The following is a 26,227-nucleotide window of genomic DNA, read 5'->3' as shown; positions in this document are numbered from 1 at the left end:
ATAGTATTTGTTGAAAGGGTTCTTTGTTTTATTGACCGTATTGCTGATCGGCGCTATGCTCTGGGCTATCGGCGCAGGTGCCTTAAGCATCAGCCCGGCCGAGATCTTCAGCATCCTTTGCCATAAAGCAGGCTGGGAAACCGGTATCCCCTTTACGGAGCAGCAGGAGAATGTGCTATGGATCATCAGGCTGCCAAGAGTGATCATGGCCTTGCTTATCGGTGGTACCCTATCCATCTGCGGCGCAGCAATGCAAGGCTTGTACCGTAATCCTATGGCCGATCCCAGCCTTATCGGCATCAGCGCCAGTGGCGCCACCGCTGCGGTGATCATGATCGTGCTGGGCGGCAAGCTCTTTTCGGGCTTCCAGTCGGTGCCGGGACAGTACAGCCTTAACCTGGCCACCTTTGCCGGCGCTTTGCTGGCCACAGTGCTGATCTACCGCCTGTCGCGGATCCAGGGCAAGACCAATGTCGGCATTATGCTGCTGGCAGGCGTAGCGCTGAATGCTATATCCGGCGCGATCACAGGCTTTGTGACCTTTCTGGCCAACGATCAGCAGCTGCGCAGCGTTACCTTCTGGATGATGGGCAGCCTGGGCGGTGCGACCTGGATCAATGTAGCGGGCATATTGCCTTTCTGCGCCTTGGCCATTATCGGCCTGCCGTTGATGGCCAAGGCGCTCAATGCCTTCAGCCTGGGCGAAAGCGATGCTGCCTATTTAGGCATCCGTACCGAAAGGCTGAAGACGACGGCCATGCTGCTCTGCGCTATGGGTGTAGGCGCTTCGGTGGCAGTGGCCGGCATTATCGGCTTTGTAGGATTGGTGGTGCCGCATATCGTGCGGATGGCCATAGGGCCTGAGCACAGGAGGCTGCTGACAGCATCGGCTTTGTGCGGGGCAGCGCTGCTGACCCTGGCCGATCTTATGAGCCGCACCATCGCACCACCGGTAGAGATACCGATAGGGATCATCAGCTCCCTTTGCGGGGGACCCTTTTTCCTCTACCTCCTGATGAAGGAAAAGAAGAAAAACTCATTATTATAAAAACGAGCATGCTCCAGGTAAATCATATATCGTACCAGGTACAGGGCCGCCCCCTGCTGACGGAAGTATCGGCCGCCATCAGGCCCGGTGCGCTTACAGCCCTGATGGGTAGCAACGGCGCCGGCAAATCCACGCTGCTCAAGCTTATCAGCGGCGCCTTGCAGCCTTCTGCCGGCCATATTACCTGGCAAGGTAAAGCGATGAAGGACTGGGATCAGCGCGCGCTGGCCAGGACCCGGGCAGTGCTGCGGCAGCAATACAGCGTGCAATTGCCCTTCAGCGTGTTTGACATTATTGCTATGGGCCGCTACCCGCACTTCCGCAGCAAGCTGACGGAGCAATGCCGCAATGTGATTGCCAAGGTAGCTGCCTATACCGGTACGGAACAGCTGCTCAACCGGAATTACCTTACCCTCTCGGGCGGCGAGCAGCAACGTGTTCAGCTGGCCAGGGTACTGGCGCAGGTATGGGATACGCCCTCCGATCAGAAACTGGTGCTGCTCGACGAGCCGGTGAGCGCGCTGGATATCCAGTACCAGCATCAGCTGCTGGCCCTGGTAAAAGGGTTGACCCAGGCGCAGTTCACCGTTATTGCCGTACTGCACGATCTCAACCTGGCCATGCAGTATGCCGATGACGTGCTGCTGCTGAAAGCGGGGCGTACCGTTCGTTTCGCAGCCAAAGAAGAAGCCCTGGATGCCCCGCATATTTATGAAACCTTTGGCGTTAAAGCCGCATTGCACCAGGCAGAAGATTACCCGCATCCGTTCATTACCGTATGCCCCGTACACCAGCAATACCAGCAATGGTAGCTGGGAAGTATCAGGAAACCAAATATCAAGAACCAAGTACCCGATCTTACAATATCTAACATCTAATATCTAACGTCTAATATCTAATATTCTGAATAATGAGTACAGCAACAATCTCTCTGAAAGAACAATGGGAACAGCTGAAGGCCGAAAACCCCAAGCTGCGGATACGCGATGCGGCCAAACAACTGGGCGTAAGCGAAGCGGAGCTGCTGGCTACCGGTACATCAGTTACACGCCTGGAAGGCGACTGGAAAGCCTTCCTGGTTGAAGTCGCTGTCCTGGGTAAGGTGATGGCGCTAACCCGCAACGATGATGCCGTACATGAGCGCAAAGGCGTGTACAATAACATTACCTTCCAGGGACCTGTAGGCACAGCCCTGAATGAAGATATCGACCTGCGCCTGTTCACGATGCACTGGAGCAGCGGTTTTGCCGTAGCAGAAAACGATCGCTTCAGCTTCCAGTTCTTCGACAAGAGCGGCGAAGCCGTCCATAAGATCTATTGTACCGCCGATTCTGATATAGAGGCTTACCATGCGCTGGCTGCGAAATATAAAGCAGCCGATCAGGAAGCCGCCCTGGAACTGGCTCCCTACCCCGCTGCCGCTCCTGAGAAAGCCGACAGCGAGATCGACGTACCCGCCTTTCATGAAGCCTGGAAAGGCATTAAAGACACACACGAGTTCTTCGGACTGCTGGGCAAGCATGGTGTAAGCCGCCTGCAAGCCATGCGCCTGGCGCCTGAAGAATATGTGAAGGCAGTAGCCAACGATACCGCCCGCAAAGTGCTGGCAGCCGCAGCCGAAAGGAATGTACCCATCATGGTATTTGTAGGCAACCGCGGCTGTATCCAGATCCATACCGGCGAAGTGAAAAAGGTAATGGAAGCCGGCCCCTGGTACAATGTTATGGACCCCGACTTTAACCTGCACCTTCGGGAAACGTCGATTGCGCATACCTATGCGGTAAGGAAGCCTTCTGTAGATGGTATGATCACTTCCATCGAAGTGTACGATCAGCGCGGCGAGATGATCGTTCAATTCTTTGGCAAGCGCAAGCCCGGTATTCCCGAGCTTACTGAATGGCGCCAGCTGGTACAAGACCTTACTCAATTTTAAAAAACAAGCAAGATGATTGTAATGACCATATTAAGTGCAGCCACCCTGCTGGTTTTCATAGGCGCCGGTGTGCTGGGCGACAAGCTGCTCCGCTTCAGGAGCAGGAACTGATCATCGGTAAGTCGATGAAGAGCTGTTCGCAGGCCTGTGGCCTTCGGGCAGCTCTTTTTTATGGTGTCACCTGTTGCGCCCGCCGACAAAAAAGCGCGCTCATGGCGTGATATCGATTCTTTCAGGAGAAGGGGCAATTATAGTTTACCAGATCCGGGAAGAGAACGGTATTGGCGCTTTCAGGCGATGCAAGGATGATGACAGCTTCGCAATAAACTGCTTTTGCTTCAGGTTGATGAGGTCTGCAGGCACATACCTGCAGGCCTTTTTATTGCCCAGGTCAGTCCTCAAATTTCGAGGGGATGTGGCTGCCATCACAATACGGCTTGTTATGCGACTGGCCGCAGCGGCAAAAGGCCGTGACCTTGCTCCGGTGGGACTCGTGGCCATCTTTGTCCTTCACCGTAATGTTACCATAGACCAGCAGGGGGCCGTTGGATGAGACCTCTATCCGGGTTTCCTGGCTTACCGTTGTTTCTTCGGCCCGCTGCTCATTATAAAAAGCGCTCAGGGCGCCGCTGGGGCATTTCTCCACCTGCGCTGCGATACGGGCAGAATCGGCGCCTTCGATATGGATCCAGGGCTTTTCCCTGGGGTTGAATACATCGGGCAAACCTGTTGCCTGCTTCCAGCATACGGTTGAATGAATGCACATTGCCGGCTTCCATACGACGGTAAGCTCACCATTGGTATACTGCTTTATAATTTCCTTTTCCATAACCCTTTAGAAAAACACTGCCTTAAAATTAAGCAATATCGGGCTAAGTAAATATATACGTATTTCTACCCGTTTTTGGCAGTAAATCCCCCTATTATGTATAATAATTAAAAATTTGAGAATATCTTTAACAGGAAATGTTAGCGCATTTCTGACAAAAGCCAAACCAGCGGGCGCCCAACCCGCCTTTTTATGAAATAAAACCATCGCTTATGAAGCATCATTACTTCAGGCTCCTTCTTGTCCTATCGGGTCTATTCCCCTGCATTAAAACAACAACAGCACAGGTCAGTATAACGGCAACAGCCGGCGCTACCGGTCCTACTGCGTATACGACCTTAAAAGGCGCTTTTGATGCGGTCAATACCGGAACCCATCGTGGTGTGGTCACCATTGTCATCAACGGCAATACTGCCGAAACCGCAACGGCAAGCCTCAACGCCAGCGGCAGCGGCAGCGCCAACTATACCTCCGTAACCGTAAAACCCGGAACCGGCGCTACACCGACTGTAAGCGGCAGCATCAGCAGCGGGCCGCTTCTCCGGTGCAATGGCTCCAGCAACCTGACCATCGACGGCTCCAACAACAACAGCACTTCCCGAAACCTGACGTTAACCAATACCAGCGGCACATCGAGCAATGTAATACAATTGGGCTCTGCGGGTACCACACCGATAAGCAATGTGGTGATAAAAAATACGATACTGATCAACGGCACCAATACCAGTACCACCGTTATCGTCGGCGATGCGGGTGTTGTGGGCAGCCCGGGTTACTTCAACAATATCACTTTCCGGAACAATGATATCCGGAAAGGCTATATCGGCTTGTATCTCTATGCGACAGCAGCTCCAGGCAATGGCAACAATACGCTCGTTACCGAAAATAACCTGGATGCTACCGGTACTGATGCGCTGCGCCTGGTAGGTATTTATGGGCAAGGGCTTACCGGCCTTACCATCAGCGACAATACCATAGGCAACTTCGACCCAGCCTCTGCAGAATTCGACCGGGCCATCTGGCTGGCCACAGGGACCATCAATACGACGATCTCCGGCAATACGATCACGGGATTGAACTATTCAGGTACCAGCTCCTATGCGCCCATCGGCATCAATGTATCGAGCGGGGTAACCAATGCCAGCATTACGGTAAGCGACAATATCGTCAGCAACCTGAGCTCGTCGGGCACCGGTACTGCTATGGGTATGTTCCTGTATAGCGCTATGTCGGGTGTTACCGTCAAAGCCAATAAGGTAAGCAATATCAGGAATACCAACACCGGGGGCTACGGCGCCGCCGGTATGCTGATGGCGACCACCATTAACTCGTCTGCCATAAAGATCAACAATAACTTCATATGGGATATAGCAGCTTACGGTTCCAACAACTATTCCTCGGGCGACAATGGCAATGGCATCGTCGTCGATGGCGGCGGCGGTATCGATATCGATTTCAATACTGTAGTGCTGAACACGGAACAGACGCTTACAGGCGGCCACCGGGCCTCCTGCCTGCTGATCACTGGTAATGTAGCCGCTTCAGGAAGCATTAACGTAAGGAACAATATCCTGGCCAACCTGCAGACGGTAGGCAACAGCGACAGCCGCCTGGCCCTGTCCAACCTGGCCACTTCGGGTTCCGGTGTTTTCGGAACGATCAATTACAACAATTACTACAGCACCAGCACCAACCTCAGCAGCACGGGCACCAATGCTTCGATCACCAATACCCTGGCACAGCTGCAGACCAGCCTGGGCGACAATGCCAACTCTTCTGTAGTGCAGCCGGTGTTCCTGGGCGGCAACAACCTGCACCTGAGTCCGGCCAATCCCGGCCTGAGCAACAATGGTAATCCTGTAAGCAGCATCACTACCGATATCGACGGCCAGACCCGTAGCGCTACCACCCCCGATAAAGGCGCCGACGAATTTACCCCCTGCCAAACCGTGACTTTCAGCACCCAGCCGGCCAATGCGGCGGTTTGTGCCGGCAGCGATACGAGCTTCCGCGTGGTCTCGGGCAATGGCACAGTGTACCAATGGCAGGTCAATACCGGTTCCGGCTTTACCAATATTACCAACAACACGATCTATGGAGGCGCCACTACCGCTACCCTTACCCTGACCGGCGTTCCGGCCGGCTATGATGGCTATACCTACCGTTGTGTGGTTAATTATTTTACGGGCTGTACCGCCAGCAACTCCAACCCGGCAACCATGACCATTATTGCGCCGCCCACGGCGACGATAACACCCGGCGCAGCAGCTTTTTGTCCCGGGGGATCGGTTACCCTGAATGCCAACAGCGGCGCCTTTACCTATCAATGGCAACGGAACGGCGCCAATATTGCGCCACCCGCTACCGGTGCTTCCTACAGCGCCAGCAGTGTGGGCGATTATACGGTAGTGATCCGCAGCAACAGCACGGGTTGCCGTGATACCTCCAGCCCCGTAACAGTAACGGCCAACCCTGCACTTGCTGCGACCCAGAATGTCACCGTTTGCGCCAACCAATTGCCCTATACCTGGAACGGCCAGAGCATACCCGCCGCAGGTACGGCCGCAGCCACATATACCACGCCCTCGCTGGCGACGGGCTGCGACAGCACCACAACGCTGAACCTGACGGTTAATGCGGTTGTCGCTGTGACACAGAACCTAACGATCTGTGCAAACCTCCTACCTTATACCTGGAACGGGAAGATCATTCTTGCTGGCGGTACCGCGGTCGCCAGGGATACGAGCCTCAATGCTGCGGGCTGCGACAGCATTACCACGCTGAACCTTACGGTAAATCCCCTGCTGACGGCCACGCAAAGCCTTACCATTTGTCAAAGCCAGCTGCCCTATACCTGGAACGGAATACCCGTTGCTGCAGGCGGCACTGCAGCAGCGACCTACACCCGTTCGTCGCAGGTAACCGGCTGCGACAGCACCACAACCCTGAACCTGACGGTTACGCCTAACCCTAATGTCAGCGCCAGCCCTATGCCACAATCGATCTGCAGCGGTAGCGGCACAGCTATTACCGCCTCATCTACGACAAGCGGCGCCAGCCTGGCCTGGACCGTAACGCAAACCGGTGTGAGCGGCGCCAGCGCCGGCAGCGGCGGCAGCATTGCACAAACACTGACCACGGCCGGGCCCGCTATCGGGCAGGCGATCTATGCGATCACGGCTACTGCCAGCGGCTGCAGTACGACGATAAGGGATACCGTAACCGTGAGGCCTTTACCGGCAACGACGATCACCCCCTCTTCGCAGAACCTTTGCAGCGGCGCAGCAACCAGCCTGGCGCTGAGCTCTCCCGTTAGCGGAGCCACCTTCATCTGGACCGTTACACAAACCAATGTAAGCGGCGCCACGGCAGGCAATGGTGCAACCATAGCACAGAACCTGACGGCAACCACCAGCGCCAACGGTACGGCCACCTATACGGTAAAAGCCGCTGCCAACGGCTGCAATGGGGCCAATGCCACTGCTACCGTAACGGTAACGCCCATACCCGCCAATCCGGGAATGATTGCCGGGCCCGAGTCTCCCTGCGCAGGCAGCACACAGACCTATTCTATTACCACGACCACCGGCGCGACCAGCTATTCCTGGACCCTTCCCTCCGGCTGGACCGGGACCTCAACAACGAACGCTATAACAGTAACGGTAGGCAGCAGCAATGGCAACGTAAGCGTTGCTGCGGTGAATACCTGCGGCTCATCGGCGACTCCTGCTACCAAGGCCGTCATTTCAACGCCGGTACTGACACCTACAATCAATATCAGCAGCAACGCACCGGCTCTGCTATGCTCCGGTGTACCCGTTACCTATACGGCCACAACGACCAATGGCGGCACGACACCGGCTTATGAATGGCAGGTCAATGGCAGCACGGTGCCCGGTACCGGCAATACACTTGTCTACGCACCCGACGATGGAGACACGGTACGCTGTGTGCTGATCAGCAATTATCCCTGCGTATCTGCCAATAGCATTGTCAGCAATTTGCTGATCATGCAGGTTACGCCTTCTGTAACTGCGACGCTGAATATCTATGTGCCCGAGAACAATGTATGCTCAGATATACCAGTACACTTTGTCGCCACACCCGGCGGCACCGGCTTAGCGCCCGTCTATCAATGGAAGGTGAACAATACCAGCCAGGGTACCAACAACGTGAACTTTACCTATACACCGGCAGACAACGATGTGGTTACCTGCGAGATGACCAGCAGCGCGCTTTGCGTTACGCCGGCCAAGGTACTCAGCAATGCCGTACCCATGTCTGTAGAACGGGTTACACACCCGGCCCTCAGCATCTCCAGCTCACTCCTCAATGCCGTTACCGGCCAGCCAGTAACCTTTACCGCTTCCATAACCGACGGCGGCCCCGGCGCCCAGGTAACCTGGTACAAGAACGATGTCTATATCACTACTGCTTCGGGCCCGACCTGGACTGGCGTTGCCGGCACCGACTTCACCAGCAGCAGCCGCATACAGGCGCTGCTGCGCAGCTTCTCGCCCTGCGCCGATCCCGATACGGCCTGGAGCAATACGGTTAAAGTAAATGTCGGTACCAGCGGTATCGGCAATACCCATCTTCCCGACAACTTCAAGCTCTATCCCAACCCCACGTACAGTACCGTCAGCATCGAAGGCCTGTCGGCCGGAGACGCGCTAAGCGTCTATGATATGCTGGGGCACCGCATGATGCAGGAAACCATAAAGCGCAACGGTACCCATAAAGTAGATCTGTCGGCGCTGGCACAGGGCATGTATTGGTTCCGCTTTGAAAATGGCAAGGGAAAGCAGTGGCAGGTTAAAGTGACAAAGCAATAAAGAGGAATTCATCCGGTAAATAACCCACCCTAAAAAGGTATATTTTTTTCCATGATCATCCGTAGTAAATGCTGCAGATGATCTTTTATAGACATGTTCAATAGGGATATAATAGTGCCTCGTGCGCTTCTGTTTTGATCCGTCTTTTCCGTATCTTTGCGAACGGTTCTTTGAAAACCTTATACGTTTCTCAATTCCCATACGGGGCCGCCCGGTTTTGACAGCACCATGGCGGGGAAGGTGTAAGCATGCAGCGCGTTGTGTAATTAGCGCTTTAATCTGAATACTCAAACTTCAAATGGCAATACTCAGTATGCCATGGCTGCCTAATTAGTAATTAGATAGTCATTAGGGCCGCCCGGGCGGGTTTATCTGCTACCCAGCCCCGCCGCCGACTCAAAAAGAAAGCAGGTTGCTGTTGCAGAAGGCTGTGCCTGCAACTTAAGCCTATTCAGCTAAGCGATGGTTTGGTTTGTCCGCTCCCTGATCATCGCCTACAAGCAATAACGGAATAAGCATGTAGAAGACTTTTTCAACCGGTGTTTGGACGCGGGTTCGATTCCCGCCGGCTCCACCCAAACGGAAGCCGCTCCCAGAGCGGCTTCCATTTTTTTAAAAAAGGCCATATTTGATGTCTAAAAAGTGAAACACGCGCTGGCAAAGGGTTTCACCAGTTCGATTCCGCTCGGATTAAACCCCGTTTTTCAGTGATTTTACCCTTGTTTTTGCTGAAATGAACAATGGTGTCGAACCTTCCAATTTTCATAGTTTTACTATCCTTTTAGATTATTGGCTTCTATATAATTGTTGATTGCTGCCAGACTGCTCATAAAACGCTTCGAGGATTTATAGAACGTCTTTTCCGGCAAACTCTCAATGTTCAGATCAGATCGGTTCTTCAAGGATAGCTTTTTATACCAATCGGAGATATAGAAAATGGCTTCATTTACTCTGGGTATTCTATACTTATCGGTCTTTCGATCATAGTATAGCCCCTCTGGGAAAACTAAGAATTGGAGGCCTAGCCTTTTTCTGTAATTACTAAAATTCCATATCGTATTGAGTTTAGCTGAAAAGTCAATTGCGTTTCGCATCATTATACTTGAAGAGGGTAAGTCAGATTCTATCTGGTCCCACTCATTTTGTAGCTCTTCACCACATCCTGGAGGATTAATTCGGATATCGGTTACTTGTCCGCTTATGACGTCTTCTATTCCTTTATCTCTTGCGCCCAACTCATAATCATTCAGTACTGTTTTAAACATTTGAAGCAACTCATCCGCCCGTTTATTACAATGACAACCACGGGTGTTGCATTTGTAATAGTATTGCTGATTTTTCTTTGCTTTATATGCCCGGAGAAATTGCCCACATTGATCACATTTAATAAACCGTTTTAATGGTGTTTCTTCATTTGAAAGAGTGACGGAATACTTAGGCTTCTGTTTACCTAGTAAAATACTGGTCACCTTTAAAAATAAGTCTTTCGATACTGCTGGTTCCTGAATCCCTTCTATGATTTTTCCTTCAAGTGCTTTGTGAACGATCAAACCACAATAAAAGGGATTACGAAACATATCTGATATGCGTTGGCTGGACAGGTTAAATCCTTTCTTTGATAATTGCCTCCTTACCTCTTCATTGGTCAAACCAGCGAGCCTCAATTCAAAAGCATAACTGACAAGCTTACCCTTCCAGTTTAAGGTTATTTGTTTGGGCAGACCATGTCTACGTAGAATATCGTACCCAATAGGAACTCTGGTACACCAGATACCAGTGAGTAATTTTTCTCTTACTCCGGCCATACACTTCTCCCGACGAAGTTGGTTGTCGTACTCAGAAAAGATGAATTGAATGTTTTGTTGGAAGCTGCCGTTAGGTGTAGACGCATCTGTTGGTTGTGTCACCGCAAAGACGGCAATCCCCTGTCGTTTTAATTGATCTGCTATATAAACCGCATTGGCTCCTGAACGGCTGAATCGATCAACGCTGTAAACAATGATGATAGAAATTTTCTCCTTGCTCTTTTTAACAAATGCCAACATACGATTAAACTCTTTCCTTTCATCTGTTTTTGCACTTTCGTATGTTCCTCCAAAGTATCCTAGTACAGTTCTTTTATCATGTATTGCATACGCTTCGCAAGCTTTCAGCTGTATTTCCAAACTCATACCTTTTGTTTGCTCTTTGCTAGATACACGCGTGTATATAACACAATTAACGTTCTTGTCTTTTTTTGCAATTTTCCCTTTAGCAAATACTGTAAAAGCATCAAGTTCATTAAGAGCTGCATGTTTCATATTTCCTCCTTCGGTTAAGTGAAAAAATATCTTCGTAAAATCTTGCTTGGCTATTGACGCGATTAAAGGAATGGAAAATAGTTTGAGGCATTTGCAGAGTATACTTACAGAATTTTGTGCAACTAGTGGCTGCACAACTAGAGGAACAAAAAAACGACTTTAGAAATTTTAATGCACTCTTTAAAATGGATATTTCCAGAATTAAAAAACTTTTATCGTTTTGTTTATCATGCGAAAAGTAGTAGACTTAAAGCGAGTAAAAGCGTTTACTAAATTGGCATTTATATTTCTTGACCTGCTTTAATAGAAGTTTAATTGTTTCTTCAATTTTGTCGCTCTCAATTTTAGCACTATGATAGATAGTACTGTTCTTAGAAAACACAAGAAAATTTGTCGAAGTGAAATCTTGTACAGAAAACAAAAGGAACTCATCAACTACTTTCTTTGTATCCATTACAACACTTATACCGAGTGCATTGTCATATCTACGTGTCTTTTCTGAAATCAAAAAGCACCATTGGCAAAGAAATTCGTCCTCAATTTTGACACTAAAAATTATCGGCAGTTCCAATATTATTTCCTGAGCTTCAAATTCCGTTAAACCTTTTTCCGTTAACCATTTAAAAATGTCATTGCGAATGTTTTTTCTTGCCCTTTTGATCGCATTGATTCCTTTACGCCAATTACTCGGGAATATCCAATAAAGTCTTTCCTGTGCTTCTTTAAAGGTTTTCTCGTCAATAATAGCCTCAAAAGCATTGGGGACTATGATCCATTCCGAACGCGGGTTCCTGCGCGATTTTTGCTTTAACCTACCCCATGTTCTGTTATATATCCGGGTACCGATATAGGTTTCATCGGTTAGAATTTTTATAATCTTAGATTTATCCCACAACTTGTCATTTGCCGATAGTATTCCTTTTTGGTTGATGCTTGTAACAATATCAGGTATTGAGTAACGCTCTTTGACAAACAGAGAAAATATTTCTTTGACCATTTCTGTCGTTTCATCATTTCTTGGTGTGAAACTAACCCGCTCATTGGCAATTTGTTTATGCTCCCCCGTTTGTAGGATACGGATTGGCTCCTTCTTTACGTCTAACAACTGACGTGCCATTCCATAAACTGCTGTTCCACCAGCTGAATAGCCTTGCTCCGAAACTTTTACGCATCCGTTAAACACTTTTTCACTTAACTGGCGGCTATATTCTGCCGCCATATAACGCTGTATGGAAGTTTCCAGGCTTGAAATAAGTGGGTGTGTCTCATCGGGAAATCCCTTTGAAACATAAATTACTTCCTTGCCGCGTTTCTTACACAAATAGGTATAATATGCAGCTTCGTCGGGGTCTTGAAAACGTCCCCAGCGCGAAACGTCATAAACAAATACATACCTGAAGGGTGGTGCTTCAGGGTTTTCTATCCAATTTTTAAAGAGCCGCTCAAATGCCGGACGGTTAGCAAGTAATCCACTCTTACCTTCATCAGATTCTTCATGAATTATCTCAACGTTATTTCTACGAGCAAGCTGCTGGGCAAATTGTCGTTGAATGGCAACCGAGTTTTCCTGCTTATCTTCTGCCGAATGACGGTAATATGATACCGCCCTTTCATCGGTCTGTTGAGAAATATTCAGCATTGTTTACATGAAATTTTCCATAAGCTTATAGAGCTCGCCAAAGACCTGTTGCTCCTTTTCCGTCAATTTTACATTCCCGTTTTTCTTTGAACTTAATTCGTTAATTAAAAACTTGATTTGCGTTGAAAGCCCCGACAGCAGCGTCATCTCATACAATTCTGTTACGGATAGTTTGAGTTCTGTGAGGAAATATGTTAGTTCTTCTTCATGAAGTGAGGCATCTGAAAAAACTTTGGAGAGGGCAGTAAAATCACCCCTTCTATAAAGCAGTCCATCATTCATCTTTTTAAAAAGGATTTTCACAATGTCGTCAACTTCGTATTGCTTAATTTTTCGTAGCCTTGGTAACAGGTCAATAAATCCCATGCGTTGTGAATCCTTCAAATGGTATTCTGCCATTAGCTCGAGATAATCCAACCTGGTATTTCTTAACTCCTCAAAATGGAATATAACCTTTTGTCTTATTCCTATTAAATCAGCAATATCCCTTATACTCGCATTGCTGTATTCGGTCTTTATTTTATGGACGGCATTCGCTTTTTCAATCGGCCTCCATTCCCTGCGATTATTTTGCATTTCATACCTGCGCGCCTCAAATTCTCCTAAATTCATTTTTGGGTATATACGGCAGGGGGCAGTTTTAAACTTCAACTCCTTTGCACATGCAAATCTTCTGTGCCCGTCCATAATGACATAGCGACCTTCTTGAAGTTCGCATACTTTTAACGGGTCTTCAATTCCATAATGCGAAATTGATTTTAAAAGGCGGTCATAATCGCCACCCGCCCTGAGTCCAAATGCTTTCCGGGGTTGGTTAGGATCTCCTTCAATTAAGTCAATGGGCAGTTCTGCAAACCTAAAGGGATAAGGCTTTAACGAATTTATCAGACCGTTTTGCTCTTTCTCATTCATTGTGAATAAGTTTTAGGATTAATATTGACAATATGCTTATCAAACGATAGAATTATTATAAATGTGAGAAATTGATATAACTCAATGTGAAATCTTACAGAATATACAAAAGGGTAATAAAGAACTTCATTTTCTACAAGCGTAGACCCACTTCGAGACAAGACAAGATGAATTGAGAGAGCAAGAAATATTATACAATGTATTTTCGAAATTGACCTGCTACACGGCAGCCATTATTACCTAAAAATAATAATTCTCGCACCAGTGGTGCGAGATTGCAGGTAAGCATAATAAGCCATGAAAAGATATGAAAAATACTGACTAATCAAGATGGGAAGCACTAAAATAGCTCTGAACCCCAGGGAACTTCCTTTGCCCATTTTAAATTGCTCCGTATATCCTAATTGGTCTTAGCAATTACGAAGACCACTTTATAGTTGAAGTAAAAACTCTCAACATTGTTGAGAGTTTTGCAATTTATTCATAAATCAAAAGTAATTTCAGCAAACTTTATTTGCGCGATAACAGTACCAATCGTTCAACACATTTTTCACAGAGCTATTAGGGGGGATGATGTACAATAATTTCCCTACCTGTAAAACGCACTTTCATTTTTTCTATGCTACAGCGTTACGTAAACGGAATAGAAGTAGATTTCGTGGTCAGAAATTGACTAAATCTATAGAAAATCAAAAAAATAAAAACGGTGAAGTATTAGATAGGTATAAGCATCCTGTAAAAAACGAAACCCGCTAGCTTGAATTACTTCAGGGACTAACGGGAATAAGCTATCACAAATGTAAAGTAATTATCTAAAAAGAGTTGCAAAATGAGAATTCTCTCACCAATGGTGAGAGAATTAGAGAACGAAAGCAAATTTGCTATATCATAATTGCAATTTCTTTAAGAATTTTAAAAAATTCTGTTCTTGCATTGTCCTCGATATCCAAAGCTGCTATTGCCAATTCACCATAATACAGTGACTATTTACACTCTCTGCTAGTGTATTTTACTATATTTGACACTTTAAATTTAATTAGGCTTCAAATGAACCGAATTAAGGATGTTTTAAAGGAAAAAGGTATCTCTCAAGCTTGGCTTGCGAAAAAATTAGAAAAAAGTTATAATACGATTAATGAGTACGTTCGAAATGTAAGACAGCCTCGCATAGAAGACTTATATCGAATTGCGAAAATTTTGGACGTTAATGCTAAAGACTTATTGAACGAAGAATAATGAGCAAAGAAAATCAGATAGAAGAGGCCCTTATTGAGCAATTAAAAGGGTTGAAATATGTCCATCGACCGGACATTGTTGACAGGAACACGCTAGAGCAAAACTTCAAAACCAAGTTTGAAGCGCTTAACCGTGTTCGTCTATCCGAGAGTGAGTTTTTGAGGCTTAGAGAAGAAATAATTAACGCTGACGTTTTCACAGCGTCTAAATTTCTGCGTGAACGACAATACTTTCAGCGTGAAGATGATACCCCCTTGTATTATACCTTAGTAAACATCAAGGACTGGTGCAAAAATGACTACGAAGTTATCAGCCAGTTACGCATCAATACCGAAAACAGCCACCAACGCTACGACATTATTTTGTTGATTAACGGCTTGCCTATTGTCCAGATCGAATTGAAAAGAGGCGATATATCACATCGCAAAGCCATGCAGCAAATTGTGGATTATAAGAATGAGCCAGGCAATGGGTATAGTAGCTCTTTACTTTGCTTTATGCAATTGTTTATTACCAGCAATGTAGGGAGGACGCTTTATTTCGCTAATAACAAAAATCAACACTTTGCTTTTAATGCAGATGAGCAATTTCTGCCGGTGTATGAATTAGCTGACATTGACAACAAAAAGATCAATAATCTCCACGATTTCGCTGATAAGTTTCTGGATAAATGCACACTTGGTGAAATGATTAGCAAGTATATGGTGTTGGTGGAAAGCGAGCAGAAACTGCTTGTAATGCGCCCTTATCAGATATACGCAGTAAAGGCAATTGACGAATGCGTTAAACAAAACCGCGGGAACGGTTATATCTGGCATACCACAGGAAGCGGTAAAACCTTGACCTCTTTTAAAGCATCCACGCTGCTAAAGGATAACCGGGAAATCGAAAAGTGTTTGTTTGTTGTGGATCGTAAAGACCTTGACCGGCAAACGCGTGAAGAGTTCAACAAATTTCAGGAAGGCAGTGTCGAAGAAAATACGAATACCGAAACGTTGGTAAGGCGTTTGCTTTCTACAGATTACTCTGATAAAGTCATTGTTACCACCATTCAAAAGCTGGGACTGGCACTGGATGGCGCTAATAAGAGGAATTATAAAGAACGTTTAGAGCCCTTGAGCGATAAACGTATCGTGTTCATTTTTGACGAATGCCACCGTTCGCAATTTGGGGACAACCACAAAGCAATCAAAGAATTTTTCCCGAATGCGCAATTATTTGGTTTTACTGGTACGCCAATTTTTAGAGACAATGCAACCTATGTTGTGCGGGAGGGTGAAGAGGCTAAATACAAAGAAACAAAGGACATTTTTGAACATGAACTGCATAAATACACCATTACACACGCAATTGAAGACAAAAACGTACTACGTTTCCATATAGATTTTTTTAAGGGTAATGATGGGCAGAATGCCAGACCAGGCGAAGCCGTCACTCGGCAGGCGGTGGTTGAGGCTATATTGGAAAAACACGATGCAGCTACCAGCCAGCGAAAATTCAATGCGGTATTAGCAACAGCTTCGATCAATAATGCGATTGAATATTATCAGTCATTCAAAGAAAATCAGGATAAGCGCAAAACCGAAAATCCTGATTACAATCCCTTAAATATTGCTTGTGTGTTTTCGCCTCCTGCCCAATTGATAGCCAAAGAGGGCGACCAGCAAAGTCAGAAAAATGCGGCTGATGTAAAACAATTGCAGGAAGATTTACAGCAGGAAAAACTGGACAATCAAACCAATCCCGAAGAGAAGAAGAAGGCCCTAATAGACATCATTGTGGACTATAATCAGCAGTTTGGCACCAATCACAGCATCAACGAATTTGATTTGTACTATCAGGATGTACAAAGGCGTATCAAAGACCAGAAATACAGCAATAAAGACTACGCGCACAAAAACAAAATTGATATTACTATCGTTGTAGATATGCTGCTTACAGGTTTTGACAGCAAATATCTGAACACCTTATACGTGGATAAAAACCTGAAATACCATGGACTGATCCAGGCATTTTCGCGCACCAACCGTGTACTGAACGATACCAAGCCTTACGGTAATATTTTGGATTTCCGTTCACAACAGGAAGCTGTGAACCAGGCCATTGCTCTTTTCTCTGGTGAAAATAGTGGAAACGCAAGAGAGATTTGGTTAGTTGATCCTGCACCGTTAGTTATTGACAAGTTTAAAGTGGCGGTTGAGAAACTAGGCAATTTTATGCAGGAGCAGAGCCTTGTGAGCGAACCCGAAGAAGTGTATAATCTAAAGGGTGATGCAGCTAGGATATCATTCATTGAAAATTTTAAAGAAGTGCAGCGGTTTAAATTGCAACTAGACCAGTTCACTGATCTGAACGAAGCGCAAAAGGCAACAATCGAAGCTATTTTGTCCAAGGACACTTTTCAGGAATTTCGTAGCTCCTATATTGAAACAGCAAAGCAATTTCAGAAACGGCAACAGAAGGAGGGTGAAAATGCGCCACCTGAAATACAACAGCTGGACTTTGAATTTATCTTGTTTGCTTCTGCCTTGATAGATTATGATTACATCATGAATCTTACGGCAGAAAACCTGGGTAAAAAACCAGGCAAACAGAAAATGACTAAGGATCAAATAAAAAGTTTGCTCAAGTCAAACTCTAACTTAATGGCTGAAGAAGAAGATTTAAGTGATTTTATTGACCAACTGGATTGGACTGTTGGACAAACAGCTAGTGAGCTAAAACATAATTTTGAAAAATTTATTGACGACAAATACAACAAAGAGTTAGCGGGGATTGCGCAAAGAAGCGGACTGCAAACGGCGAACTTGAAAACCTTTGTGGAAAACATAATGAGCAGGATGATTTTTGACGGTGAGAAACTGACGGACTTATTAGAGCCTTTGGAATTGAGCTGGAAAGAACGCAGGGTAAAGGAACTGGCATTAATGGATGAACTTGTACCGCATTTAAAAAAATTAGCCCAAGGGCGTGAAATATCAGGATTAGCCGCTTATGAATAAGACAAAAAAAATGATCCCTAAGTTGCGTTTTCCTGAATTTTCGAACGATGAGGAATGGCAAAAAACAACAATTGACAAAATAGCAAAGGTCAGTGCAGGAGGAACGCCCGAAAGTACCAACCCTGAATATTGGAATGGAAATATACCTTGGATGAATTCAGGAGAATTAAATAATAAGAGAATTTATTCTGTATCAAATTATATTACTTCTAAAGGTCTAAAGGAATCAAGTACTAAATTAATACCGCCTAATTGTGTTTTGATTGGTTTAGCTGGTCAAGGAAAAACCAGAGGAACAGCAGCAATTAATTATATAGAATTGTGCACTAATCAATCTATAGGTTCAATTCATCCAAATGAAGATGTTTTTGATAGTGAATTTCTTTATCAAAAAGTTGATTCGATGTATGAAAAGCTAAGATATTTGTCAGCAGGAGATGGCGGAAGAGGTGGACTTAATTTGCAAATAATTAAGGAAATAGAATTATCGCTCCCGAAGTTAAAAGAACAACAAAAAGTCGCTGCCTGCCTTTCTTCTTTAGATGAAGTAATTGTCAGCCATAACCAAAAGTTGCAGCTTCTCAGAGATCACAAAAAAGGCTTGATGCAAACTTTTTTCCCCCGAGAAGGAGAGAAAGTGCCGAAGTATCGGTTCAAGGAATTTAAAGGAGAATGGGTGAAGAAGAAATTGGGAGAAGTGGCGACATTTATCAATGGTAGAGCATATAAACAAGAAGAACTTTTGGACGGTGGAAAATATCGTGTTTTGAGGGTTGGGAATTTCTTCACAAACAATAATTGGTATTATTCCAACCTTGAACTGGAGGAAGATAAATATTGTGACAATGGAGATTTACTCTATGCTTGGTCGGCCTCATTCGGTCCAAGAATTTGGAAAGGCGAGAAAGTAATTTATCACTATCACATTTGGAAAGTTGTTCCAAGCCAAAGCATAGACAAAGGCTTTCTTTTCATTTTATTGGATAATGAAACCGAAAGAATGAAAACACAAAACGCAAATGGTTTCGCATTGCTTCATATTACAAAAGGGACAATTGAAAGTTGGAAATGTTGTATTCCGAAATCCAAAGATGAACAACAAAAAATTGCTTCTTGTCTTTCTGACTTGGATGAATTAATAAATGCACAAGCAGAAAAAATAGAACAATTGAAATTGCATAAAAAAGGATTGATGCAGAGCTTGTTTCCACAAATGAAAGATTAGCAAATGGCAACAATAAATGAAATAGCTAAGCAACTGAAAGCCGGTAAACAGCCAATAATGCTGATTTATGCATTTAACTCCACAGGCAAGACGAAATTATCGGTCGAATATAAAAACATAACAAAGCAAGAAAGCGGCAAGCATTCAGGGGTATATTACAATGCTTATAGCGAAGATTTGTTTAGGTGGGATAATGATGAGGAGAATGGAAATGAGAACATGAGGCTTGAGATCCTCAAGAGCAGCTTAAATCCGTATTTCAGCTCCATCATTGAAAATCCCGATTTGCTTGATGTGAAGCTCGCACCCTATTTACCAAAATATACCTATGCATTTGATAGTAATTCCGATCCAGAAATTGGGATTGATGCCGTTCGCTTTTCACGAGAGGAAGCAAGCAATATAAAAATCTCAAGAGGGGAGGAGCGGATTTTTATTTGGTGCTTTTTCTTGGCATTATTTGAAGCTGATGCCTGGACAGGAGAACAAGATGCTCACTTTTTTATAGATGACCCTGTGTCTAGTATGGATGATCATAACATCTTCCTTACAGCTAACTCTATAATCAAGCTAATTGACGATAAAGTCACCGCAAAATCTGAAAAGCGTATCATTATTACAACGCACCATGTCGGCCTGTTTTCCATTTTGTCTGAAAGACTAAAGTACAGTACTCATGGCAATAACACAAAACGAAATATTTTAAGTTTCCGCGACAATGAATTGACGCTGAAGAATCACGATAAAGATGTATTTCTATATCACTTGCACTTGATACAGGTTTTAAAAGAATGCATAGATGAAAAAAAAGTGATGGGCTACCACTTTATCTTGTTGCGCCAACTTTTGGAGATTATTTCTTCATTTTTAGGAACCGGGGGAATCCAAACAGCATTGAAGGAAATTGGATATAAGGAGGACTTAGAGATGGTGAGTAACAGGGTCAATTCTTTGTCGCACAAAGATGGAAGAACGCAACCAGCAGAGTTGGAAAGAAGCGATGCTGAATTACTTGAAGAGATCTATCGAGAAATTCAATCGCATTATAATTTCATAACACATTAGTCATGGCACAAAAAGATCAATATAAAGAGTTAGGAGATACGCTTTGGGACATAGCGAACGATTTAAGAGGGGCGATGAACGCGGACGATTTCCGGGATTACATGCTTTCGTTTCTATTCCTTAGGTATTTGTCTTTTAATTATGAAGAAGCCGCAAAAAAAGAACTGGGTAGGGACTACCCAATGAGTCCTTCTAAAGATAGCAGAGCGGACTTTATTGTTCCGCCACCTCTGGAACTTTGGTATAGACAAAACAAAGGTGATGTTGAAGAGTTTGAGGAACAAATGCGCAAAAAAGTGCATTATGTTGTCAAGCCAAAATATTTATGGAGCAATATCACAGAGCTGGCGCGTACACAGGATGGCGAACTGCTTAAAACGCTGCAAAGGGGATTTCGATATATTGAAGACGAATCGTTCAAAAGCTCCTTTAAAGGCTTGTTTTCTGAAATCAACCTGAACTCAGAGAAACTGGGTAAAACACCCAAAGAGAAAAATGATACCCTTTGTAAGATCATCCGGAAAATTGCAGAAGGTATTGCTGACTTTTCAACAGGCACTGATACGCTCGGCGATGCTTACGAATATCTAATTGGAAAGTTTGCAGCCGGCTCAGGCAAGAAGGCCGGAGAATTTTATACGCCTCAACAAATTTCAACGATTCTTTCAAGGATTGTTATTTTAGATTCCCAGGACCCCACTACAGGGCCTAAACCTAAGCTTGATAAAGTTTTGGATTTTGCCTGTGGCTCAGGCTCGCTTTTACTTAATGTTCGTACACAGTTAAAGGAGAAAACAAAAGGAAATGGAACAATTGGTAAAATTTACGGGCAGGAAAAGAATGTAACTACGTACAACCTTGCCCGTATGAACATGCTGCTGCATGGCATGAAAGATACTGAGTTTGACATTTTTCATGGAGATACTTTACTCAATCAATGGGATATACTCAATGAACCTAACCCTAGTAAAAAGGTCGAGTTTGATGCCATTGTAGCCAATCCGCCTTTCAGCTTGCGTTGGGAGCCTAACGATACATTGTCAGAAGATTTTCGTTTCAAGAGTCACGGTATGGCACCGAAGTCGGCTGCTGATTTTGCTTTTTTATTACATGGTTTTCACTTTCTGAAAGACAATGGAACCATGGCAATCATCTTACCGCACGGCGTTTTATTTCGTGGCGGTGCAGAGGACAGGATTCGCACTAAATTGCTAAAGGATAATCATATTGATACAGTTATTGGTTTACCTTCCAATTTATTTTACTCAACGGGGATTCCTGTCTGCATCTTAGTCTTGAAAAAATGTAAACGGCACGAAGATGTCTTATTCATCAACGCAGCAGAACAGTATAAGCCAGGCAAAAGGCAAAATTCTTTAGAACCAGAGCACATCAACAGAATTGTAGAAACGTATCAGTCCAGACCAGATAATATAGAGAAATATGCACGCCGAGTTTCTATGGATGAAATTGTAAAGAATGGCTACAACCTGAATATCTCAAGGTATGTGAGCACATCCGTTGACGAAGTGCAGATTGATTTAAAAGAGGTGAACAAAAAATTGACTATCATAAATAAAAGCATAACGAGTAGTACTGATAAACATAATATGTTTTTAAAGGAATTGGGACTAGAACCAATTTAAGAAAGCGTTCAATGTTTGCGGGAAGCCTGCAAATTGGCTAAAATGAATGATTTTGTGTCAAGTATTATTTGATTTTGCTACATCTTGCAACAAATGGCGACAAGTATTTAGCATGCTGTAGCACGGTTGCAAATTGAAAATCAATTCTTTATTGTTTGCTACAATTGCTACAAGATAGAATGCAGAAAAAGTGTGTTTATAGTTTCAAAAGGAAAATTGATTTTCAGCATAAAAAAGAGGCTGTCATTTAGACAGCCCCTTTTACAATTCTACAGAATGTCTATCATACCGACATGAAATTATATGATTTTACAAACTCATTGATTTCCAATAAATTATTAACAAAAAAGTTCGACGATTCCCCGCTCGGCTCCACAAACAAAAGCAGGTAAGATTCAACTTACCTGCTTTTGTTTTTTTAGCTCAGGCCTGCAACAGTAACACGGTATCTCCTTTTCAATAGCAACGTTACGGATGAGACCTTTTCAAAAGCAATTTTGCCAATAAGGGTAAACGGGGATCGGCATTGTGTTCTTAACGGTAATCCGCGATTTTTATCAGCCGGCCTACATCATGAATAATAATTTTTCTGCCCCTGGTTTCCAGGATACCTTCCTGCTTAAATTCGGTCAGAACCCTCACCGCATTTTCCTTCGTCGTACCGACTAAGCTTGCCAGGTCATCGCGACTCATATTGATCGCTACCGGCGTTCCCGGCTGGACATCCTGTTTATACTTTTCCCTGAGCACTACCAATTGAAGCGCCAGCCTTTCCCGCACCGATTTCTGAGCGAAAAGCGTAAGCCCGTTCTCCAGCACGCCAAATTCATGACTGAGCATTTTCAGCAATCTCCTCATCAGCACAGGGGAGCGATCAAGCACTTCGAGAAAATCTTCTCTGGGAATAAAGGCGATCCTGCTTTCTCCCAGCGCAGCGGCAGAATCGGGGTAGCGTTCGCCCGAGAGCACAGCATGATAGCCGATCAGCTCGCCTGTATTCGCTACGTAGATAATATGCTCCCTGCCGGTATTGTCCACTTTGTATTTCTTCACCTTTCCCTCTGTGATATAAAAGATACCCTGGGGATAAGCGCCCTCCCTGAAAATGAGCTCTCCTTTCCTGTAGGTCTGCTCCAGCCGGTGCGCCATAAGCAGTTCCAGGTCGTCCTGCGACAAGCCGGAAAAGATGGATTCGCTCTTAAAGTTCCATTTATCTATGGGGAAAATCCCTTGTATGCTCATTATCCCGCAAAATTACCCCTTTTAAAAATTGATAAAATGCAATTTCTGAGTTGATATGATTCAACGCAAGCAGTAAATACGCAACCTACTTTTGCAGGATTGTATGGACCCTGCCGTGATATTACGCTGTACCATGCAATACTACCCGGAAACTGCTATCACAACAGCACCGGGGAAAAATAACACTTTATGCGACGCAATCATATAACGTTTCCTAAACGGAAGCCTGTGCCAAGAAGATTTCAGGGAACGGACCAATCAGGTTATTTTCATTCCGATGAAGCGTTCAATAAGCTGTATTCTCCGTCTATTGCAGCATTGGACGCCCGGCATTGGACACCGCTTTCCGTATCACGCAGCGCTGCGCAATTCCTCGCTACAGCAGACAAGGTCCGTATACTGGACATCGGCTCCGGCGTGGGTAAGTTTTGTATTCCGGCTGCACATTTTGCGCCGCGCGCGGTATTCTATGGGGTTGAGCAAAGACAGCAGCTGGTGTACCACGCAGAACAGGCAAGGGAAAAGCTGGCGATAGAGAACGCCCACTTTATTCATGCCAATTTTACCCAGCTGGATTTCAGGGACTATGACCACTTTTATTTTTTCAATGCCTTTTTCGAAAACCTGGATGGTACAGATAAAATAGATGACAGCATTGATTACTCCGGCGAACTGTTCAACTATTACAACCGCTATTTGTACCGGCAGCTAAACCAGAAACCACCAGGTACAAGGCTGGTCACCTATCATAGCCTCGAAGATGAAATACCACCGGACTATCACATGGTAGGCAGCCAGAAAAATGACCAGCTCAGGTTTTGGGTAAAAGTATAACCTGCGCTATCTTGCTTCACTGGAAAATTAAAATACAAATATGAACACGAGGATTACCGACCTCTTAAGACAACGCTGCAATGGCACTTGTGAATTGTGCGCTACTGAAAACGCCACCATCGCTTATGCCGTCAGCCCTAAAAATAACGACAGCACAAACAATGAAGTTGCTATCTGCACTACTTGTTTGTCTTCGCTTGACGATGCCGGATCGGCGCAGCACTGGCAATGCCTGGCAGGAAGTATATGGAATACCGAACCCAGCGTCCAGGCATTGAGCTACCGGATACTTTACCGCTATAAAGACCAGGAGTGGGCCAGTGACATCATCGGCTCGGTAGAGCTGGACGAAGCAGTGGCCAGCTGGGCATTGAGCGCCTACCAGGTAAAAGAGGTACACAGGGATAGCAATGGCAATGAACTTCTGAATGGAGATACCGTTGTGCTCACACAAGGGCTGAATGTAAAGGGCGCCAATTTCATGGCGCCAAAGGGAACCATCGTGCGGAGAATAAGGCTGGTTCCCGATAATACGGATCAGATCGAAGGAAAAATAAATGAGCAAACAATTGTGATCCTGACCAAATACGTTCGTAAATCCTGAGAAAATGAAACCCGCTCTAAGAGCGGGTTTCGGCATACAGGCATCTGTGCATATTCCTTCCTGCTTACTGCTGTGCTAAGGAAGCACGCTAAAAATGGTATTGCCCGCATCGTCGGCTATCAGCATATATTGCGGGGTAAACGCTACGCCTACCGGCCGGCCGTGCACGTCGCTCGCAGCGCCTGCAACGCGAAATCCCGTAAGAAAGTCCCGGGGCTTGCCGGAAGGTTTGCCCTGGGCAAAAGGCACGAAGATGACCTTATAGCCGGAAAGCTCGGAACGGTTCCAGGAGCCATGCTGCCCGACGAAGGCCCCACCCTTGTATTCGCCGGGGAAAAGGCCCGCGTGATCGAATGCAAGTCCCAGGGAGGCCGTATGTGCGCCGATGCCCAGATCGGGCTTAATAGAGGTGCTGAGATGTTGAGGCCCTTCTTGCGCCCACCGGGGATCGACATACTTCCCCCAGTAGGTATAGGGCCAGCCGTAAAAGCCACCTTCCTTAACGCTGGTAATATAATCGGGTACCAGGTCGTCGCCCAGCTCATCGCGTTCATTAACGGCGGTCCACAGTGTGTTGGTTCCCGGAGCCCAATCCATTCCTACAGGGTTACGGATGCCACTGGCATATACCTTTTCGCCGCTGCCATCCAGGTTGACCTCGAGTATATTCGCCCTCCGGGTTTCGGCGGCCATACCCATCTCACCGGCATTGCTGGCCGATCCTACAGATACATAAAGCTTATTGCCCGAAGCATTGCGGATAATATTCCGTGTCCAGTGATTGTTGTAGCCGTTCGCTGGCAGGTCGAGTATCTTTTGTCCGGTAGCAGTCATCACAGTCTGCCCGGTTTGATAAGGATAACGGATAACACCATCGGTACAGGCGACATAGAAGCTATTACCCAGCACCAGCATGCCAAGCGGTTGTCGCAGGTTTTGCAGGAAGACGGTCTTGCTGTCGGCCACACCATCATGGTCGGTATCGCGGAACAGGCTGATCCGGTTGGCGCTGATATTTACATTGGTATTGGCTTCTGCCACAAAAATATCTCCGTTGGGCGCCACATAGATCCAACGGGGATTGCTGAGTTCGCCGGCAAATTTCTTCACAGTGAATCCCGGCGGCGCTACAGGCAGGCCGCCCGTCGGCCATCCTACAACGTTCGAAGGATTAACGGAAGAAGGGGAGGCGTAAGGTGGCGGCAATGAATCCATATCCGTAAAGATGCTGTCCGTTGGGGGCGGATCAACGATATCCGGACCCGGCTTTGAGTTACAAGCACTCAATAAGAGCAGCAAAAAGAACGGGAAAAGCGACAGATGCTTCATAGCCTTCTAAATTTTAAGAGCACAAGATACGCATTTTATATGCGTAAAGCAACTCTTAAACTGGCCTAATAAAGAAATTGTAGCATACAAAATGAATTTGTGCACATAAAACATCATGTCATTCATTCTTACGACCGCTGCGGCCCACCTGGGTTTTCTAAGGAAAAGCCGGATGTCGCGATGCCGGGAATAGGTTCATAAATGAACTTTAAACAAAGCGCATAAGGGAAGCAATACAACCGGAATGATAGCCCTCGTGATATAAAAGGTAGCTTAAAGCATCGTCGATGTCGCCTACGTGAATACCATATCCCTGCTGTATCGGGACGGAAGGTGTGTACTGCTCGAAAGCCCGGCGGTCATAGTCTTCCTGTAACCGTATTACCGAGCCGAGCAGGCCGGTCCGGATACGGGCGATTTCCTCCGGCCCCGCCTGACCTTCCGGGCGTGTTCCGGGAAGGGATGGCGCCATATACCGGTCATCGACCGGCAGGGATAACCCGGCTTTATGGTAATTGCCTGAAACACATGATCTGTTCAATTTTCCG

General features: G+C 45.8%; 18 protein-coding genes and 1 other RNA gene. 12 read left to right on the top strand and 7 right to left on the bottom strand.

Annotated elements, in window-relative coordinates; genetic code table 11:
- The first annotated feature begins 10 nt into the window (after window positions 1-10).
- The 3 genes from DZC79_RS01195 to DZC79_RS01185 all read left to right on the top strand — a co-directional run bounded on the left by DZC79_RS01195 (window position 11) and on the right by DZC79_RS01185 (window position 2,981).
- On the top strand, window positions 11-1,048 hold the full coding sequence (locus tag DZC79_RS01195) for a FecCD family ABC transporter permease (protein ID WP_232831729.1): 1,038 nt from the start codon (window positions 11-13) through the stop codon (window positions 1,046-1,048).
- Window positions 1,049-1,056: 8 nt separating this feature from the next.
- Window positions 1,057-1,860 carry a heme ABC transporter ATP-binding protein gene (locus DZC79_RS01190; RefSeq protein ID WP_118949715.1) on the top strand — a complete coding sequence of 268 codons (804 nt, stop codon included), beginning with the start codon at window positions 1,057-1,059 and terminating at the stop codon, window positions 1,858-1,860.
- A 98-nt stretch (window positions 1,861-1,958) separates the two neighbouring features.
- Window positions 1,959-2,981, top strand: coding sequence for a hemin-degrading factor (locus tag DZC79_RS01185; protein WP_118949714.1), 1,023 nt, complete (start codon window positions 1,959-1,961; stop codon window positions 2,979-2,981).
- Window positions 2,982-3,372: 391 nt separating this feature from the next.
- On the opposite strand, the gene DZC79_RS21595 is transcribed toward DZC79_RS01185, so the two are convergent.
- Window positions 3,373-3,810: a (4Fe-4S)-binding protein gene (locus DZC79_RS21595; protein WP_118949713.1), complete on the bottom strand. Its 438-nt coding sequence runs from the start codon at window positions 3,808-3,810 to the stop codon at window positions 3,373-3,375.
- 212 nt (window positions 3,811-4,022) lie between these two features.
- Here DZC79_RS21595 and DZC79_RS01175 point away from each other — a divergent pair, with 212 nt between their 5' ends.
- Together DZC79_RS01175 and ssrA are read left to right on the top strand one after the other, a co-directional pair.
- Complete coding sequence (locus tag DZC79_RS01175) at window positions 4,023-8,645, top strand: T9SS type A sorting domain-containing protein (RefSeq protein ID WP_118949712.1); 4,623 nt, start codon at window positions 4,023-4,025, stop codon at window positions 8,643-8,645.
- Window positions 8,646-8,848: 203 nt separating this feature from the next.
- Window positions 8,849-9,222: a transfer-messenger RNA gene (gene ssrA, locus DZC79_RS01170) on the top strand.
- Between the two features lie 196 nt (window positions 9,223-9,418).
- Here ssrA and DZC79_RS01165 read toward each other — a convergent pair.
- The 3 genes from DZC79_RS01165 to DZC79_RS01155 form a co-directional block, all read right to left on the bottom strand.
- On the bottom strand, window positions 9,419-10,945 hold the full coding sequence (locus DZC79_RS01165; RefSeq protein WP_118949711.1) for a recombinase family protein: 1,527 nt from the start codon (window positions 10,943-10,945) through the stop codon (window positions 9,419-9,421).
- A 247-nt stretch (window positions 10,946-11,192) separates the two neighbouring features.
- Window positions 11,193-12,584, bottom strand: a complete 1,392-nt coding sequence (locus DZC79_RS01160; RefSeq protein WP_118949710.1) for a recombinase family protein — start codon at window positions 12,582-12,584, stop codon at window positions 11,193-11,195.
- A 3-nt stretch (window positions 12,585-12,587) separates the two neighbouring features.
- Window positions 12,588-13,496 carry a ParB/RepB/Spo0J family partition protein gene (locus DZC79_RS01155; protein WP_118949709.1) on the bottom strand — a complete coding sequence of 303 codons (909 nt, stop codon included), beginning with the start codon at window positions 13,494-13,496 and terminating at the stop codon, window positions 12,588-12,590.
- A 1,047-nt stretch (window positions 13,497-14,543) separates the two neighbouring features.
- On the opposite strand from DZC79_RS01155, the gene DZC79_RS01150 reads away from it, so the two are divergent.
- From DZC79_RS01150 to DZC79_RS01130, 5 genes are read left to right on the top strand one after another with little or no spacing between them, the layout of a single operon-like run.
- The gene (locus DZC79_RS01150; RefSeq protein ID WP_118949708.1) at window positions 14,544-14,732 is read left to right on the top strand and encodes a helix-turn-helix transcriptional regulator; all 189 of its coding nucleotides are present in this window, start codon (window positions 14,544-14,546) and stop codon (window positions 14,730-14,732) included.
- Window positions 14,732-17,734, top strand: coding sequence for a type I restriction endonuclease subunit R (locus tag DZC79_RS01145; RefSeq protein WP_118949707.1), 3,003 nt, complete (start codon window positions 14,732-14,734; stop codon window positions 17,732-17,734). The genes DZC79_RS01150 and DZC79_RS01145 overlap by 1 nt, the downstream gene beginning before the upstream one ends.
- Entirely contained in the window at window positions 17,727-18,959 is a 1,233-nt protein-coding gene (locus DZC79_RS01140) for a restriction endonuclease subunit S (RefSeq protein ID WP_118949706.1), read from the top strand. Before DZC79_RS01145 ends, DZC79_RS01140 begins: the two co-directional genes overlap by 8 nt.
- Window positions 18,960-18,962: 3 nt before the next feature.
- Complete coding sequence (locus DZC79_RS01135; protein ID WP_118949705.1) at window positions 18,963-20,024, top strand: AAA family ATPase; 1,062 nt, start codon at window positions 18,963-18,965, stop codon at window positions 20,022-20,024.
- A gap of 2 nt (window positions 20,025-20,026) precedes the next feature.
- The gene (locus tag DZC79_RS01130; protein WP_118949704.1) at window positions 20,027-21,670 is read left to right on the top strand and encodes a type I restriction-modification system subunit M; all 1,644 of its coding nucleotides are present in this window, start codon (window positions 20,027-20,029) and stop codon (window positions 21,668-21,670) included.
- A gap of 534 nt (window positions 21,671-22,204) precedes the next feature.
- Here the strand turns inward: DZC79_RS01130 and DZC79_RS01125 are convergent.
- Window positions 22,205-22,912 (bottom strand): Crp/Fnr family transcriptional regulator, encoded by a 708-nt coding sequence (locus DZC79_RS01125; protein ID WP_118949703.1) that lies wholly within the window; start codon window positions 22,910-22,912, stop codon window positions 22,205-22,207.
- Window positions 22,913-23,140: 228 nt separating this feature from the next.
- On the opposite strand from DZC79_RS01125, the gene DZC79_RS01120 reads away from it, so the two are divergent.
- Window positions 23,141-23,746, top strand: coding sequence for a methyltransferase domain-containing protein (locus DZC79_RS01120; RefSeq protein WP_232831728.1), 606 nt, complete (start codon window positions 23,141-23,143; stop codon window positions 23,744-23,746).
- A gap of 40 nt (window positions 23,747-23,786) precedes the next feature.
- A complete protein-coding gene (locus DZC79_RS01115; protein WP_118949701.1) occupies window positions 23,787-24,350 on the top strand; it encodes a PhnA domain-containing protein in 564 nt (187 codons plus the stop codon).
- Between the two features lie 75 nt (window positions 24,351-24,425).
- Here DZC79_RS01115 and DZC79_RS01110 read toward each other — a convergent pair whose 3' ends face one another.
- Window positions 24,426-25,679 (bottom strand): PQQ-dependent sugar dehydrogenase, encoded by a 1,254-nt coding sequence (locus DZC79_RS01110; protein ID WP_118949700.1) that lies wholly within the window; start codon window positions 25,677-25,679, stop codon window positions 24,426-24,428.
- Between the two features lie 208 nt (window positions 25,680-25,887).
- On the bottom strand, window positions 25,888-26,220 hold the full coding sequence (locus DZC79_RS01105; RefSeq protein WP_118949699.1) for a hypothetical protein: 333 nt from the start codon (window positions 26,218-26,220) through the stop codon (window positions 25,888-25,890).
- Window positions 26,221-26,227: the final 7 nt, after the last annotated feature.

It is taken from the genome of Taibaiella helva (assembly GCF_003545695.1).
Lineage (GTDB): Bacteria > Bacteroidota > Bacteroidia > Chitinophagales > Chitinophagaceae > Taibaiella > Taibaiella helva.
The sequence above is the reverse complement of the archived record's forward strand: the minus strand, read 5'-3'. Positions and strand labels throughout refer to the sequence as shown.

Coding starts and splice junctions, on each gene's coding strand:
- DZC79_RS01190 (WP_118949715.1), top strand. CDS start 1,057: ATGCTCCAGGTAAATCATATATCGTACCAGGTACAGGGCCGCCCCCTG.
- DZC79_RS01185 (WP_118949714.1), top strand. CDS start 1,959: ATGAGTACAGCAACAATCTCTCTGAAAGAACAATGGGAACAGCTGAAG.
- DZC79_RS21595 (WP_118949713.1), bottom strand. CDS start 3,810: ATGGAAAAGGAAATTATAAAGCAGTATACCAATGGTGAGCTTACCGTC.
- DZC79_RS01175 (WP_118949712.1), top strand. CDS start 4,023: ATGAAGCATCATTACTTCAGGCTCCTTCTTGTCCTATCGGGTCTATTC.
- DZC79_RS01165 (WP_118949711.1), bottom strand. CDS start 10,945: ATGAAACATGCAGCTCTTAATGAACTTGATGCTTTTACAGTATTTGCT.
- DZC79_RS01160 (WP_118949710.1), bottom strand. CDS start 12,584: ATGCTGAATATTTCTCAACAGACCGATGAAAGGGCGGTATCATATTAC.
- DZC79_RS01155 (WP_118949709.1), bottom strand. CDS start 13,496: ATGAATGAGAAAGAGCAAAACGGTCTGATAAATTCGTTAAAGCCTTAT.
- DZC79_RS01150 (WP_118949708.1), top strand. CDS start 14,544: ATGAACCGAATTAAGGATGTTTTAAAGGAAAAAGGTATCTCTCAAGCT.
- DZC79_RS01145 (WP_118949707.1), top strand. CDS start 14,732: ATGAGCAAAGAAAATCAGATAGAAGAGGCCCTTATTGAGCAATTAAAA.
- DZC79_RS01140 (WP_118949706.1), top strand. CDS start 17,727: ATGAATAAGACAAAAAAAATGATCCCTAAGTTGCGTTTTCCTGAATTT.
- DZC79_RS01135 (WP_118949705.1), top strand. CDS start 18,963: ATGGCAACAATAAATGAAATAGCTAAGCAACTGAAAGCCGGTAAACAG.
- DZC79_RS01130 (WP_118949704.1), top strand. CDS start 20,027: ATGGCACAAAAAGATCAATATAAAGAGTTAGGAGATACGCTTTGGGAC.
- DZC79_RS01125 (WP_118949703.1), bottom strand. CDS start 22,912: ATGAGCATACAAGGGATTTTCCCCATAGATAAATGGAACTTTAAGAGC.
- DZC79_RS01115 (WP_118949701.1), top strand. CDS start 23,787: ATGAACACGAGGATTACCGACCTCTTAAGACAACGCTGCAATGGCACT.
- DZC79_RS01110 (WP_118949700.1), bottom strand. CDS start 25,679: ATGAAGCATCTGTCGCTTTTCCCGTTCTTTTTGCTGCTCTTATTGAGT.